The 14866-nt window shown below is 66.6% G+C and carries 13 protein-coding genes; 1 reads left to right on the top strand and 12 read right to left on the bottom strand.

Annotation, left to right across the window (positions count from 1 at the left end; all coding sequences use genetic code 11):
* The first annotated feature begins 211 nt into the window (after positions 1–211).
* Entirely contained in the window at positions 212–847 is a 636-nt protein-coding gene (locus JWQ90_RS15600; protein WP_299695846.1) for a TetR/AcrR family transcriptional regulator, read from the top strand.
* 101 nt (positions 848–948) lie between these two features.
* Here JWQ90_RS15600 and JWQ90_RS15595 read toward each other — a convergent pair whose 3' ends face one another.
* The 12 genes from JWQ90_RS15595 to JWQ90_RS15540 form a co-directional block, all read right to left on the bottom strand.
* Positions 949–2187: a cytochrome P450 gene (locus JWQ90_RS15595; RefSeq protein ID WP_299695844.1), complete on the bottom strand. Its 1239-nt coding sequence runs from the start codon at positions 2185–2187 to the stop codon at positions 949–951.
* 57 nt (positions 2188–2244) lie between these two features.
* Entirely contained in the window at positions 2245–3060 is an 816-nt protein-coding gene (locus JWQ90_RS15590; protein WP_366919519.1) for a CbbQ/NirQ/NorQ/GpvN family protein, read from the bottom strand.
* Positions 3060–4787 carry a VWA domain-containing protein gene (locus JWQ90_RS15585; protein WP_299695840.1) on the bottom strand — a complete coding sequence of 576 codons (1728 nt, stop codon included), beginning with the start codon at positions 4785–4787 and terminating at the stop codon, positions 3060–3062. The genes JWQ90_RS15590 and JWQ90_RS15585 overlap by 1 nt, the downstream gene beginning before the upstream one ends.
* A gap of 123 nt (positions 4788–4910) precedes the next feature.
* Positions 4911–5990, bottom strand: a complete 1080-nt coding sequence (locus JWQ90_RS15580; RefSeq protein WP_299695839.1) for a spirocyclase AveC family protein — start codon at positions 5988–5990, stop codon at positions 4911–4913.
* Between the two features lie 162 nt (positions 5991–6152).
* Positions 6153–6599, bottom strand: a complete 447-nt coding sequence (locus tag JWQ90_RS15575) for a nuclear transport factor 2 family protein (protein ID WP_299695837.1) — start codon at positions 6597–6599, stop codon at positions 6153–6155.
* A gap of 75 nt (positions 6600–6674) precedes the next feature.
* A complete protein-coding gene (locus JWQ90_RS15570; RefSeq protein WP_299695835.1) occupies positions 6675–7829 on the bottom strand; it encodes a phosphotransferase family protein in 1155 nt (384 codons plus the stop codon).
* A 46-nt stretch (positions 7830–7875) separates the two neighbouring features.
* Complete coding sequence (locus JWQ90_RS15565; protein WP_299695833.1) at positions 7876–8319, bottom strand: DUF2834 domain-containing protein; 444 nt, start codon at positions 8317–8319, stop codon at positions 7876–7878.
* Entirely contained in the window at positions 8316–9362 is a 1047-nt protein-coding gene (locus tag JWQ90_RS15560) for a hypothetical protein (protein WP_299695831.1), read from the bottom strand. Before JWQ90_RS15560 ends, JWQ90_RS15565 begins: the two co-directional genes overlap by 4 nt.
* A 104-nt stretch (positions 9363–9466) precedes the next feature.
* The gene (locus JWQ90_RS15555) at positions 9467–11179 is read right to left on the bottom strand and encodes an FAD-binding protein (RefSeq protein ID WP_299695829.1); all 1713 of its coding nucleotides are present in this window, start codon (positions 11177–11179) and stop codon (positions 9467–9469) included.
* A gap of 34 nt (positions 11180–11213) precedes the next feature.
* Complete coding sequence (locus JWQ90_RS15550; protein WP_299695827.1) at positions 11214–12512, bottom strand: NADH:flavin oxidoreductase/NADH oxidase family protein; 1299 nt, start codon at positions 12510–12512, stop codon at positions 11214–11216.
* Between the two features lie 13 nt (positions 12513–12525).
* Positions 12526–13878: an aromatic ring-hydroxylating dioxygenase subunit alpha gene (locus JWQ90_RS15545; RefSeq protein WP_299695825.1), complete on the bottom strand. Its 1353-nt coding sequence runs from the start codon at positions 13876–13878 to the stop codon at positions 12526–12528.
* Positions 13879–13997: 119 nt separating this feature from the next.
* Positions 13998–14723: a TetR/AcrR family transcriptional regulator gene (locus JWQ90_RS15540; RefSeq protein ID WP_299695823.1), complete on the bottom strand. Its 726-nt coding sequence runs from the start codon at positions 14721–14723 to the stop codon at positions 13998–14000.
* Positions 14724–14866: the final 143 nt, after the last annotated feature.

Raw genomic sequence — 14866 nt, 5'->3', positions numbered from 1 at the left:
GCGACATGGGCCGTCACGCTATTAAATGTAATATGCGTTTTCCACGAAATTCGGCGGTAGCGTTCGACTTGGCCGACAAGCTGCAGTTATCGCCACGTTTGCAAGCGGCACCGGCAGACGATCGCGACAATAATCATTTGAATCCCTACGTCGTTTTTTCATGTTTCCAGTCCACATTCCTGTCACCTGACGGACACCTAGAGTCTCGTCGATGAGCAACAAGAAACCGGAAACCCTGCAGCGGGTGCTGGAGATTGCGAGCCTGCTGTTTGTCGAGCATCCCTTCCCGGAAGTTTCGGTCATCACCATCGCCAAGCTGGCCCATTGTTCCACTGCGACGATCTACGACTGCTTCGGCGGCAAGGAGCAGCTGTTCGCCGCGGCCGTTCGCCACCGGCTCAAGGAGTGCCTGCCCTACCTCGACACGCTGCACGATCGGCAGGGCCTGGATGCGCTGCTCGAATTCACCAAGGCGCGCATCGAGGCGCTGTCGAGGCCGACCACGCGGGCCATCCTGAACGCGATCAGCAAGCAGTCCGAAATCCTGCAGCCGGCACTTGCCCAGCAAATGCAGGAGCTGCAGCGGGAGACCGACGACACGGCCTATCTCTGCATCCGCGGCGCCCTCGACGAAGGCTCGCTGCGGCCGCTGCCGGTGGAGACGCTGCGCTACAGCATTTTCGCGGTCAGCGCCTATGGCCCTACGCTGCTCTCGCTGTATGGCACGCAGTACCCGATGTCGATGCCCGATGCGATCGAAAGGACCTTCAATGCGATCGTCTCGGAATCGGGCAAGGCGATTCTCGAGCGCTACCTGCGCGAGCGGTTTCCGGGCGAGCGCAGCTGAGATCTGTTCTTCAGCGTCATTAGGAGACGAACATGCCCGCTGCCCAGTACCCGATCTACATCGCGGGGAAAACCCAGACGGCCTGCGAGCTCCTGCCGCGATCAGACCTTCCACACCAGCGGCAGCGACAGCGGCTGGATGATCGGGCCGATCGAGGTGGTGATTTTCGCGCCGGGCTTGATGCGGAACTCCGGGATCGCTTTCAGGAACTCTTCCATCGCGAAGATCAGCTCGCGCCTGGCCAGCGGCGCGCCCACGCAGCGATGCGGGCCGGTGGCGAAAGTGGTGTGGCGCGGGTTGCGGTCGAGCCGCACTTCACTCGGGTTAGGGAAGAAATCCGGATCGCGGCCGGCCAGCGAAGTCACCATGGCCAGCTTGTCGCCGGGCATGATCTGCACGCCGCCGATGGTCACCGGCTTGATGCAGGTGCGGTAGGTGGTCACGGCCGCGTAGGCGCGCATGAACTCTTCGAGCGCCAGCGGAATCTGCTCGGGATTGGCGCGCAGCTGGTTCTGGTGCTCGGGATGCTCGGCCAGGTGACGGAACTGCAGGCCCATGTGCGTCGACACGGTGTCGAGCCCGCCGATGAACAGGTTGAAGCAGAAGCCCACCATCTCGTCGTCGCTGAGCTTGCGGCCCTGCACTTCGCTGGCGATGATCGTGCTGATGAAGTCGCCCGTGGGCTGCTTCTTGCGCTCCTCGATCACGCCGATCAGGAAGTTCTTGACCAGCAGCGTGCCTTCGGCCATTTCCTCGATCGACTTGGGATGCGTGAGCTTCATTTCCCAGGCCATGAACTTGGGCAGATCGTCCAGCGGCAGGCCCATGAGTTCGAGGAACACCTGGATCGGGAACTGGAACGCGAGATCGGCCATGAAGTCGCACTCGCCCTTGTGCTTGAACTTGTCGATGGCGGTCTTGGCGAAGCTGCGCACGTGGTCTTCGAGTTCGGCCATCTTCTTGGGTGCGAACAGCGGGTTCATGATCTGGCGGTAGAAGCCGTGCATCGGCGGATCGGTCTCGGCCGGGATCTGGCTCCAGTTCTCGCCGAGCAGTTTCGCGAACGGCGCGAAGTCCTTGCTCGAAAGATGCTCGGTGTCCATGTAGATGGCCTGCTGGTCCTTGACGTGGCGGAAAATCCACACCGGCCGCTGACCGGGATAGCCATCCGTGCTGTAGAAGATGCCGGGGCCTTCGTGCAGCTTGGGCACGATGGTCTCGAAGGGATTCTCGTCGGTGAGCATGCCCAGCTGCATCGGATACGGGCGCACCATGTCCGGTGTCACGTGATCGGGAAGGCGGCCATTGAGGGCCGGGCCAAACAGTTTGTCTAAGTCCATCGTGAAGCTCCTTGCTGATTCAGCAGCGTTGCGTGATTGTTCGATTTCGATGGTGGATCAGGGCGCGTACTGCGCCAGCAGCTGGCGCAGCGAGCCCAGCATCTCGGGGTCGTCGCTGAGCGGCTGGATGATCGCGGCGTCCACGGCGATGTCGCGCGGCACGCCGGCCACCAGCAGCCGCGCCGCCGCGACCAGCAGGCGCGTCGACGCCACTTCGCGCAGACCCGAAGACGACAAGCGGCGGATCGCCTGCGCCAGCGTGACCAGGTAGGCGGCATCGGCCGCGCTCGCGCCGGACTCGTGCGCGACGATGCGCTGTTCGAGTTCGCGCGCGGGATAGCCGAGTTCGATCGCCACGAAGCGCTGACGCGTCGACGGCTTCATGTCCTTGAGCACCGACTGGTAGCCGGGGTTGTACGACACCACCAGCATGAAACCCGGCGCGGCGTCGAGCGTGATGCCGAGGCGGTCGATGGGCAGCTGCCGGCGGTGATCGCTGAGCGCATGCAGCACCACCGTGGTGTCCTGACGCGCTTCGACGATCTCGTCGAGATAGCAGATCGCGCCCTGGCGCATCGCGCGCGTGAGCGGGCCATCCGACCACACGGTCTCGCCGGCGCTGAGCAGATGGCGGCCGACGAGATCGGAGGCCGACAGGTCTTCGTGGCAGGCGACCGTGATCAGCGGCCGCTGCAGGCGCGCGGCCATGTGCTCGACGAAGCGCGTCTTGCCGCTGCCGGTCGGCCCCTTGAGCAAGACCGCGAGTCGCTGACCGGCCGCGGCATCGAATACGGTTTCTTCATGCGCCTGCGGCAGGTAGTACGGCGCTTCGCTCAACGCTGCCTCCGACGCGCGATGCAGGGGAATGGACATCAGGCGGCCTTGTTCAGTGGCGCGCGGCTACGGCGGCGCTGGGTGTTTTCGATGAGCCGCAGTGCATTGAGCAGCAGCGGCCGGATCAGGGCGCGCATCGCTCGCCAATCCGGCGCCGCGGCATGGCAGGCGGCACCGAACACGCGCGCGAGTACGGCATCCGCGGTGGCGGTGCCGAGCGTGATGCAGGCCGCGCCGATGCCGGCGGCGCGCACTTCCTGCAGCGCATGCGCGGCATCGGCTTCGGCATACGGGCCTTCATAGCCCTCGTCGCAGGCGAAGCCGTCGCTGATCACGATCAGCAGCTGACGGCGCGCACCGGCCTGCTCGCGCAGCATCCAGGCACCGTGGCGGATCGCCGTGCCCAGGCGCGTGTAGGCGCCGGGCTCGACGCCGCCAAGGCGTCGCGCGACGGCTAGCGTCGACGGCTCGTCGAAGCGCTTGACGCTACGAAAATGCACTTGCCCGCGGCCTCGCGAATGGAAGGCCTGCACACCGACGCGATCGCCGTGCGCTTCGAAGGCGTCGAGCAGCGCGGCGGCCGCGTCGAGCTGGTGATCGTGCACGCGCCGGCCGTCGGGCGCGCGCTCCAGCACCGAGCCGGAGATGTCGAGCAGGATCAGCGCGCCCAGATCGCGCGCGCGCCGCAGCAGGTCCACCGCGATGCGCTCGTCGGGCGTGTGGCCGTTGCGCCGGTCGATCAGCGCCTGCATGGCGGCGTCGTAATCAAGGTCCATGCCCTGCGGCTGGCGGCGGCTGCGGCGCAGATCGCGGCCCAGTTGCGCCACGGCGCGGCGCACGATCAGGTCATGGCGGGTACATGCTTCTCCTTCAGTAGCACAGAAGCTAGCCACCGAGCACCACTGCGGCCTGTAGCGTCGCTGCGCCTCGTCCCATTCCGGCCACGTCGCAACTGTGGGCCCGCTCAGTGCGTCGGCATCGCCTGCGGCGCCCGGCGCGCGCACGCGCGTGATGCTGCCGGGCGCCACCGGTGCGTGGCCGCTGCTGAGACCGTCGCCGGCCGCGCCGCCCTCGCCGTCTGCGGGCAGGCGCGAATAGCGCTTCTTGCCGAACAGCTGGCTCAACATGCGCGTGACCGCGTTCTCGCGCATCGCCAGCTGCGACAGCAGCGCCTGCAGCTGCGAAGTGGAGCCGGCCTGTTCCGCGCTGTCTTCGGTCTGCGGCGGCTGCGCCTCGTCGCCGAACTGGCGCGAGGTCTTGGCCACCGTGCTCGCCATGGTGGCGGCGGCAAGGCGCGGACGCAGCGTTCCCAGCCATTCCGGCGCGACGGGCAGGGGCCGATGGCCCAGCGCCAGCTGCAGGGCCTCAGCGGCGCTTTCTGCGGCCGGTATGCCCAGCGCCTCGATCGCCCGCGCGATGCGCGGCGGAATCAGCGGCCCCAGCGCACGCGCGGCGCGGCTGCCTTCGATCAGCAGCCAGCGGCGGCACGCGATATTGCTTGCGCGCAAGGCGCGCAGCACATCGGGCTGCAGGCTGCCGGCGCCGATCAGCGCCGCATGCAGCGCCACGGTGAGCAGCTGCCGATCCGGCGTCAGCCCGGCCGCGAGGCGCAGCGCCGAACCGTCCAGGCAGCCGACGCCGTCGCGCGCCTCGACGATCGTCAGCGGCTGGCCCGCGACGGCGGTCGCGAACAGCGTGACGAGCGAGGTGCTAGCAGCCTGTCGGACTTGGGAGATCGTAGCGAGGGTTTGGCCTGCTGTGTCCAAGCTGCGGGCGACTGAGGAAAATATCGAGTCATATTTGACGAGGGCGCCCGCAGTTTGGGCGCAGCGGGCCGAAGCCGCAGTAGATCTTGCCAAGTCCGACAGGCTGCTAGGCGCGTGCATGGCTCAGCCCGGCGGCATCATCTGCGAGTTGCGGATCGGGATCGGCACGTTCGGTCCCGGGCAGGCCATGGGCGTACCGACACCGCACATGTGATTGTGCAGATGGCTGGCATAGCCCGACGGCGTCTGCACGTTGGGGCTCACGAGGTTGATGACCGCGAGCGCCAGGCCGTAGGCGATCAGCAGCACGTTGATGAAGCCGACCACCGCGAGCAGCCGCACGCCGGTGCGCGCGGTCTCGGACACCTGCAAGGCGTCGGCGCCGCGCTCCACCACGCTGCGGCCGCGATCGTCGCGGAAGAAGCGCAGCGCCGCGGTCGCGACCCACACCGCGCCCCAGACGATCGGGTTGTAGATCGGGTACTGGTAGGTTTCGCCGCTCCAGATCGCGAGGCTGCGTTCCGAGCCCGGGTAGGCCTGGATGCCGAGTCGGTTCATGACCAGTTCTTCGATCAGCAGCGAGCCGCCGCAAAACAGCCAGGCCACGAACACATAGCGCAGCGCGCCCGCATTCGGCCAGCGCCGGCGTGCCCACTGCATGAGCAGGCAGGCCACGATCGGCACCCACAGGAACACCTGCGAATAGCCGAACGGCGCGGTCAGCAAAATCGGCTCGGCGTAGAACTCCGCACGCGGCGCCAGCCAGCCCGGGATGTACGGCCCCCAGCTCTGCAGGTTGACCATCGCCGAGCTGCCGAAGAACTGCGGCCGGATGAAGTTCGCCAGCGGATCGGCCCAACCCGCGAGCGCGCCGGCGATGAACAGCATGGCGTCGAACGTGAGCTGCTTCTCCTTGATCGAGCGCAGCGTCACGTAGACCGCGCCCGCGATGCAGGCGCCGACGCCGAAGATCTGGAACAGCAGGCAGGCGATGCGCGTGTACTTGGGCACGTCGGCCGGGTCGGGCACGATGGCCTTGGCGCCGCCGTCGGCGATCCAGGCGCCGAACACATAGATCTGCAGCACGATGAAGAACGCGCCGAGCGCGGCCCAGACGATGGTGCCGTTGTAAGTGCTCTGCTTCGACAAGCTGGCCGCGATGGCGGGTGCGCGGCCGGCGCTTCCAGTGGTGAAGGTACTCATCGCAGTCTCCCGCCGGCTTGCGAGCCGGCACGTCTTACAAGAAAAAACTCTGTCATTCCCGCGAAGGCGGGAATCCAGTTCCAGCACGAAGAACGGCGGTTCATCGCATTGCGCGCACTGGATTCCCGCCTTCGCGGGAATGACAACAAGGGCCTGGGTTCATCAGCAGAGCTCCACATGCAGCCGCGTCAACCGCAGGCTCTGGATGCGCCAGGCTTCGCCCTTGCGCACATAGGTCTCGTGGTAGTGGCCATAGCCGTGCAGCCGCGTGAACGGACCTTGCCTGGGCGCGTCCTCGGCCCAGACCAGCAGGTCTTCCATGGCCCAGATGCCGGTCGCCTTGTCGGCCGACAGCATCTCGATGCGCGGCATGTGACCGTGATGCACGCTGGTCACGCCCGTGAGCATGCGGCTCACGGTTTCGGTGATCGCCGCGGCAGTCTTCACCACGCTGCCGGGGCCGGGCTGGTCGCCGGCGATGTCCATGGTCGCGTCATCGGCGAACAAGGCGCCCCACTCGCTCCAGAGCTTGCCGTCGATGCACTCGAAGTAGCGGGCCTTGAGCTGCCTGATCTGCTCGATGGCGAACAACTCGTCGATGCGATCCATGCGGCGTCTCCCTTAACCGACTATATAACTGACTATCAATCACTTCTGCGGCCGAAGCAACGCGCGACGCGCGTGCTACCGGGACAGGCCGCTCCAGACGAACTTCGAGGGCGTCGGCGGCGTCAGGCCCAGCATCTGCGCGAGGTAATGCGTGCCGAAGTTGTCTTCTTCCAGTTCGCGCGAATCGGCAGGCAGCCGGCCCTGGCCCTTCAGCAGCCGCGCCAGCCCCATGATGTTCACGGTCATGCGGAACGCGGCCAGCACGATCAGATAATCGAGATCGCGTGCCTTCAAGCCGCTGCCTTCCTCCCACAGCGCGATGGTCTCCGCGGCGTTGCCCAGGCCCGGCAGGCGCTGCAGGCCGAAGGCCACGCTGTTGGCGTGGTCCATCAGCAGCCACCAGCCCAGATCGCTGACCGCGCCGCCCAGCGACATCAGATCCCAGTCGAGCACGGCGACGCAGCGCTCGTCGCGGAAGATCATGTTGCCGACGCGCGCATCGCCCCAGGCGAAAGCCGTGGGATGGTCCTGGGGCAGGTGATCGAGCAGCCACTGCGCCGCGGTTTCGAGTATCGCCTGCTCGCGGCCCTGCGCGGCCCAGCGATACGAGGCGATGTAGTAGCGCAGCAGCTGTTCGAGGCCCGAGTCGCCGTATTGCGGACGATCGAGGAAAGCCACACGCGCGCGATCGACGCGATGCAGCCGGCTCATCACGCGCACCGCGTCGCTCCACATCGCGTGGCGCTGCTGCGGCGTGGCGTCGAACACGAAGCCGGTGGCGTTGTAGGGCGGCACGTCGGCCGGCACCTGGCCGTCGATGCGCTCCATCAGATAGAACGCGCGGCCGATGATGCCAGCGTCGGGCTCGTAGCCGTAGAGCTTGGGCACCGGTACGCCCGGCAGGCCGGCCAGCGCCTGCAAGGTGCGCGGGTGATCCTCGAAGCGGAAGTCCATGTACATCGCGTCGGGCGTGTCGAGCCTCAGCACGAAGCGGCCGCGGCGCTCGGCGCCGTTCTCGGCCCACTGCGCTTCGAGCATCAGCGTTTCGTTGGCCACACCGTTGCCGGCAGGCGCGCGCAGCTCGGTGATGATCACCGGCGCACCCGCCGCAAGCTTGGCCGACAGCCATGGCTGCAACTGCTGCTGCGTGGCCGCGAGGTCGCGCTCGTGGCCACGCAGCGGGATGCCCGGTCCGCGGGTTTCGGTTTTCTGTTCTGCCGTTTCGGCCATCGTCATGTTCTCCTCCATGTTTTTTTTGCGGCGCAGGCCGCGCGGTTCAAAGCCGCATGAAACTTACGAGCAGCAGGGCCAGCGACAACGAGGCCAGCAGCGCGAAGCCAACCCATTCCGGCGCCGACAGCGCCTCCTGCGGCTGCGTGTCGCCGAGGCGCGCACGCAGGCGTTCGCGATGCGCCAGGAACAGCGGCACGAAGATGCTGATGGTGATCGTCATGCCGCCGAGCACGTACCACCAGGTGCTGCGCATCTTCAGCCGGCGGCCCTCGCCGATCATCCACAGCACGATCGCGGCGGCCAGCATGAAGGCGTCGATGCTGATCGAGCGCGTGCCCGGCGTCAGCAGCATGTCGGCCACCAGCTGGCGCAGCATGCCGGGCATGCCCATGGGCAGATACGCCAGGTTCTGCGCCCAGGTGCCCACGGCCGCGGCGGCCGCGATCAGCAGGTAGACGATGAACTTGGCGCGCTGCGCGGCGTTCATTCGCTGCCCGGCTTCAGACGCGCGGAGCGCTCGATCAGGCCGTAGGCGCTGTCGCCGTCCCAAAGCCAGTGACCGTGGCCGGGCGCGTAGATACCGTAAGGGCCGTCGAAGTCGGCTCCGAAGGCCATGCCCAGCGGTTTCTGCGGCGTGGTGTAGTGCGTGCGGATGGTGGTGCAGAGGAATTCGTGCACGCCGAGATCGGATTGCAGCTTGATCGTCAGCTGCTCGCCGCGATTCTGCAGGCGCTCCAGCTTGGGAGCTTCGACGATGCCGGCGTGATGCAGCTGGCCGTCGACGGTCACGAAAGCCGTATCGAGCGTGACGCGGCCCTCGGGCGTCCACATGCGCTGCAGGCCGAAGCCGCGGCGGCTGTGCGGAAACCAGGCCGTCGCCAGCACGTGGCCGCCCCACTGGTCCATGCCGTGGCCGCGGCGTCCGCGCGAGTGATCGCGCATGCCGGTGCCGGAGAACGGCTGGGTCTTGCCGCGCAGCGTCACCGTGCCCTCCACCGTGTACAGCTGCTGGTAGTGCGAGCTGGCCCAGACCTGTTCTTCCATGCTGCCACCGCCGTAGCGGCTGCTGGCGGACTGATGCGCGTCCCAGACCGGCGCCTGCATGGTGGCGGTGAGTTCGATGCGCGCGAGTTCCTTGGCGCCGTCGCGCAGGCGGCCGCTGCGCATCTCCTGGTCGCTGCTGTGCGTGACCAGGCCGTCGAAGCTCGCGGTCCAGGTCTTGAACGGCTCGACGCAGCGCAGCCGCAGGTTGGCGCCCGCGGGGCGCTCCTCGGCGGCCGGCCGGCGATAGGCGTACATGCTCAGCTGGCCCTCGTCGCCGGGCAGCGAGATGATCACCTGGTCCTCAAAGATGCCGAAGTCGTCGGGCCAGGTACCCAGGTGCAGCCACAGGCCGACGTCGATCTTGGGATCGTAGGTCACGATCATGAAGTTTTCGGCGAAGCGCTCGACGCCGCTGGCGCCGGTCAGCGCGTATTCGCGGCTGGCTTCGAGGCCGGAACTCAGGTCGGGGGACGGGCTCTGCTGCATCTCTTCTCCTTTCCGCAAGTCTTAAGCCTGCGCTGTCGTTTGAACTTCCTTGCGCGATCGATTGCTGAGGTCTGCACACTCTCAGCGCCGCACCCGTTGTGTCTTCAACCCACGCTCGCCCGCGCCGCCGTCACGACGGGCACCGCGAGCGTGTGCTCCACCGCCGCACTGCGCCCGGCGCGACGCCCGGCGAACACGCAGTCCGCGATCGAGGTGCCGCTCACGTAGAAGCGCGAGCAGATGCCGATGGCGTTACGGCCGGCCGCGAACAGCCCGGCGATGCGCGAACCGTCGTCGCGCTTGACGTGACCGCTGTCTTCGTCCACCACCAGGCCGCCCATCGGAATCGACGGGCAGGGATATTTCTTGCTGTCGATCGAGATGTCGATCGCGTAGTACGGGCCATCGACCAGCGGGTCGAGATACTCGGCGCTCTTGCCCAGCGGATCGACGCCTTTCGCCACCGCCGCGTTGTACTCGGCCACGGTGCGTTCGAGAGTCGCCGCCGGGATGCCGCATTTCTGCGCGAGCTTGGCCAGCGTCCTGCCCTTGCGCGTGTTGGTCAGCAGGTTGATCAGCAAGGTGAAGCCGTACGACAGCCATTCCGGCAGCCAGCCTTTCTCGAAAGTCGGCAGCACGTTCTTCCAGGATTCGCGATACAGCGGCCGGTCGACGATCAGCAGCGCCTTGCGATCCGGCAGCGCGGCGATGCGCTCGCCCATGCGCCCCAGGTAGACGTCCTCGGAGACGAAGCGCTCGCCGCTGCTGGTCACCGCCACGCCCTTGACGAACGCGGTCGGCGGGCTGATCGAGCGCCAGGCCGAGACGCGTTCCATCTCGCCGATCGCGCCGCCCGCGGTCTGGCCCATGCGGATGCCGGCGCCGTCGCAGCCGACGCTGCCCAGCGCCATCGCGCCCGCGTAGTTGGGCGCGTAGTGACGCACCATCGGCCGGTTCATGGCGAAGCTGCCGGTGGACAGCACCACGCCGCGACGTGCACGGATCAGCATGCGCTCGCCGTCGTTCTGTTCGAGCACCGCGGTCTTGCGCGCGGCCCATTGGATCACCGGCTCGAAGTAGTTGAGCCCGGAGTTGACCAGGTTGATCAGGCGGCTGTGTTGCTTCCAGGCCCTGGCGCCGGGCGGAATGCGCCGCACTTCGATGCCCACCACCGCGCCGCTGCGATCCAGCACCAGGCGCGATGCCGGCGCGTGCGTCATCAGCCGCACCCCCTTGCCCAGCGCCGAATCCTTGAGCGCCTGGAACAGCACGCCGCCAGTGTAACCATCACCGAACACGCGATGGCCGCGCGGCGCCGGCTTGGCGTGTTCGCGATAGCCCGCGACGAGTTCGTTGCCGGAGAAATACAGGTAGTACTTGTTGGGCGGATACGAGCGCTTGGTCTTGTACAGCGTGCTGTCGAAGCGCACGCCCTGCGCCTGCAGCCACAGCAGGTTGCCGTTGCTGTCGCGGCAGAAACGCATCAGCGTCTCGTCGGCGACCACGCCCTCGGTCTCCAGCTTGAGGTAGCGGTACATCTGCTCGGCCGTGTCTTCGTAGCCGGCCTCGCGCTGCACCTGCGTGGCGCCGCCGTAGTAGATGCCGCCGCTGATCGCGGTGGAACCGCCGCCTTCGAAGCGATCCACGGCCAGCACGTCGGCGCCGCTTTCGCGCGCCTCGATCGCGGCGGAAGCACCGGCCGCGCCGAAGCCCACGATCACCACGTCGGCGCTGTCCCTCCATTGCGCGCGCTCGACATCGTCGAGCACCAGCGGCGGCTCTACGGGCGAGTTCCAGTTTGCATCACCGGGCTTCATTGATCTCGATTCTCTAAAATTTCGGTGCCGACGCTCAGGCCGGCAGATAGTCGGTAGCCGGCAGCGGCTCGTGGCGCGGACCTTTCCAGGCCGCCCAGGCGCGATCGCGGTAATCCACGTAGACCTTGGCGCTGTGATTCATGTGCGCTGCGAGATCAGGAGCATCGCCGTCGGCGATGCGCAAAATCTGGAATGCGAACCACATGCTCTCCATCAGCACGGAGTTGTAGGTGGCGCCGTCCATGTCGCCGAGCTGCGACTGCAGCAGCTGCTGGTAGTCCAGGGCGCGCTCGGCCACGCCGGACATCAGCCGCGCGGGCAGATCGGGCTCGATGCACAGCGGCCGGCCGATGCCGATGGCGTCGATCAAGTTGGCCTGCAGGGCTTCTTCCATCGCACGGCGCGTGCGGAAGCCGCCCGTGACCATGAGCGGAATCCTGCAGACCTCGCGCACGCGCGCCGCGTAGTCGAGGAAATAGGCTTCGCGGCGACGCGTGCTGTCCTTGACCGGTGCGGCGTCGCCGGCTTCGCCCTCGGAGCCGAACATGCTCATCTGCTCGAAGTTGCCGCCGGAAATCTCCAGCAGGTCCACGGCCTCGTCGTTGAGCCACTGCACCACGCGCATGCATTCCTCGGCGCTGAATCCGCCCTGCTGGAAGTCCGCGGAATTGAGCTTGAGGCCCACTGGGAAATCTGCGCCGACGGCGCTGCGGATCGCGCGCAGGGTCTCCAGCAGGAATCGCGCGCGATTCTCCAGCGAGCCGCCCCAGCGATCCTCGCGCCGATTGCTGCGCGGCGACAGGAACTGCGAAATCAGGTAGCCGTGCGCGCCATGCACCTGCACGCCGGTGAAGCCGGTTTCACGCGCGACCCGCGCGGTGTAGGCGAAGCGCGCGATCACGTCGAGGATCTCGCACTCGGTCATCGCGCGCGGTGTGCCGAAGTAGTCGCCCAGCTCCACTTTCACCGCCGACGGCGCCAGCGGCTGCGGGTTCACCACCACCGAGGTCTGGCGTCCGGTGTGGCTGATCTGCAGCCAGAAATGGTTGCCCGCGACGGTGCCGGCCTTGGCCAGCGAAGTCAGCGCTGCGCGGTCGACCACGCCGTCGATCAGCACGTTGATCGGATTTTCGAGATGACGGCCGTCCACCATCACGTTGCCCGACAGCAGCAGGCCCGATCCGCCCTCGCTCCAGCAGCGGTAAAGCTCGTCGAGGCGCGCCGTGGAGTTGTTGTCGCCGCCGGCGAGCTGTTCGCTCATCGCCGCCTTGACGATGCGGTTGGGCAGCACGGCGCCGCAGGGCAGCGCCAGCGGCTGGTTCAGAAGGCTCATGCTCGACTCCGGCTTACTTGGCGTACAGGTACTGGTGCAGCACTTCATGGAAGTGCGAGATCTGCACTTCCTGTACGGGGTTGGTGCGCAGGCCCTTGAGGCCCAGCGAATGCAGACCGCGCTGTACGCCCTCCATGTTGCGCAGGTCCTGCACCAGCAGCTTGGGAATCTTGTCGACGTGGTCCTTCCAGTCCGGATAGAACTCGCGTTCGAGAACCGGCACCTCCTGCGGCGCCATGCGCAGGATCGACCACATATCGAACACGCAGCTCTCGAGATCGTCGCCGTTGGGCCGCGCGCGGAACACCAGGCAGCCGTCGAAGGCGAACACCAGCACCATGTTGGGGAACAGGTTCCAGTCCACGCCCGCATCCATGGCCTGCTCCATGCTCAGGATCGGCCATTGCACGCCGACCTTGGCCGCGGCCTCCATCATGTAGCCGATCGCCGCCATGGTGATGTCCATCGGCGGCAGGCCGGCCGGCAGTTCGGTGAGCACGCGCTGCGCGGCATCGATGCTGCGCACCGTGACCTGGCCCTTGCCCTCGGCGTCGCCGACCCATTCCTTGAACACGCTGAGCACGCTGGCGATGCCTTCGCGCAGATCCTCGGGCACCGGCTTGCCGGTGCGGAACGAGGGCGCGCCCATGGGCCGTTCCAGCGTGTAGATGTGCTTGCCGTGCGGGCCCTCGGCGAAACTCTTGTTGCGCTCGTCGACGATCGGCAGGTACTGCGGATGGACCGACGCGACGTGATAGCTCTCCATGAAGGATTCGAGCGCGGTCTTCCAGTTGGTCTTGATGACCATGGTCTTGTACCAGGCGAAGCGCATGTCCTCGAAGCGCATCGGCCCGAGCGCGCGCTGCGCCGGCGCGATGTATTCCTCGAAGGGCTCGCAGGCGGGATCCATGTTGATGAACACGAAGCCGCCCCAGCTCGCGCTACGTACTTCGGACAGGCCCAGGTCGCTGTCCTGCATGTGCGAGCAGCCGGCGTAGTCGTCGCGGTCGTGCACGCGCAGCAACTCGCCGTCGAGGTTCCACTGCCAGCCGTGGAAGCTGCAATGGAACTTGTTGACCGTGCCGCAGCCCGCGGTGAGCTGGCGGCCGCGATGCAGGCAAACGTTGTGATAGGCCTTGATCGCGCCGGACTCGGTGCGCACCACGATGATCGACTGGCCGATCACGTCGTAGGTGACGAAGTTGCCCACGCGCGGAATCTCTTCCTCGCGGCAGGCCATCTGCCAGGTCCGCGTCCAAAGCTTCTGCTTCTCGAGCCGGGCAATTTCCGGCGAGATGTTGTCTTCCTGCGGCACGAAATCCGGGCGGACGGCCCGTTCGCCGCGGGGCATGCTGAAATCGTTCATCTTTCATTCCTCCATCGTCGCGCCGGGGTCTATCCACCTGGGCTGCATCCGGCCTTTATAGCATTAAATCGGCTTTAGCTGAATACTTGTCAGTTTCTTGTGCACGTTGAAACGCCGGCTCAGGTCGCGCGCCGCGATGCCCTGATCCGCGGCGTCTTGGCAGCGCTGGCCACGGCCGCGCGCAAGGGCGCGACGGCGGGTACGCCCTGCCGCATGGCTTCGGCGCCGCCGACGATGAAGCTCACCATGCGCTCGACGCGGGTTTCGTAATCGAACGAGTTGCAGATGCCGCCCGACAGCTTTTCGAGTTCGTAGACCTCGAAGGCGACGTGGTTGAGCATCCAGTGGATGAAATACATCAGCCAGCAGGCGCGCTCGCGTTCGTAGCCTGCGCGCAGCAGTTCCTCGAGGTAGCGCGCGAATACCGGCTCGTAGGCCTCGCGCAGCGGCTTGAGCAGTTCCGGACGCTGGCTGAGGCTGTCCGAATGGATCATCAGCTTCAGGTAGTTGCGCCAGCCCGCGTCTATCTTCGGCAGGCTCGCGATCGGCATTACGAAAGCGCGCACGATGGTCTCCACCGACAGCGCCTTGCCCGGCTGCTGCGCGAGCGCGTTGGTCAGCGAGCGGAACGCGGCCTGTGTCACCGGCTCGGCGCGGCGCGCGACCACGCGCCGGAACAACTCGTCCTTGGAGCCGAAGTAGTAGCGCGTGAGGCTCAGCTCGGTTCCGGAAAGCGCGGCGACCTCGCGGATCGACACGCCGTGGTAGCCGCGCAGCGCGAACAGCTGCTCCGCAGCATCGAGGATGCGCTCCGCCGTCGAACCCGTATCGATCGAACCGTCCAACGCTGTTTCCCGTGCGTAGTCCGCTGAATCGGAGAAATCAGATGTGCCCGACCGCCCGTTCCGCGCACGCTGCTGCGTCAGAAATGCTCGCAATAGTCACCACTATTGCTGTGCTTTCTTCCTTGCATCGCACACGGCCCGGA

The organism is Hydrocarboniphaga sp. (assembly GCF_028291725.1).
Classification (GTDB): Bacteria; Pseudomonadota; Gammaproteobacteria; order Nevskiales; family Nevskiaceae; genus Hydrocarboniphaga.
This window is presented reverse-complemented; position numbering and strand designations above follow the sequence as displayed.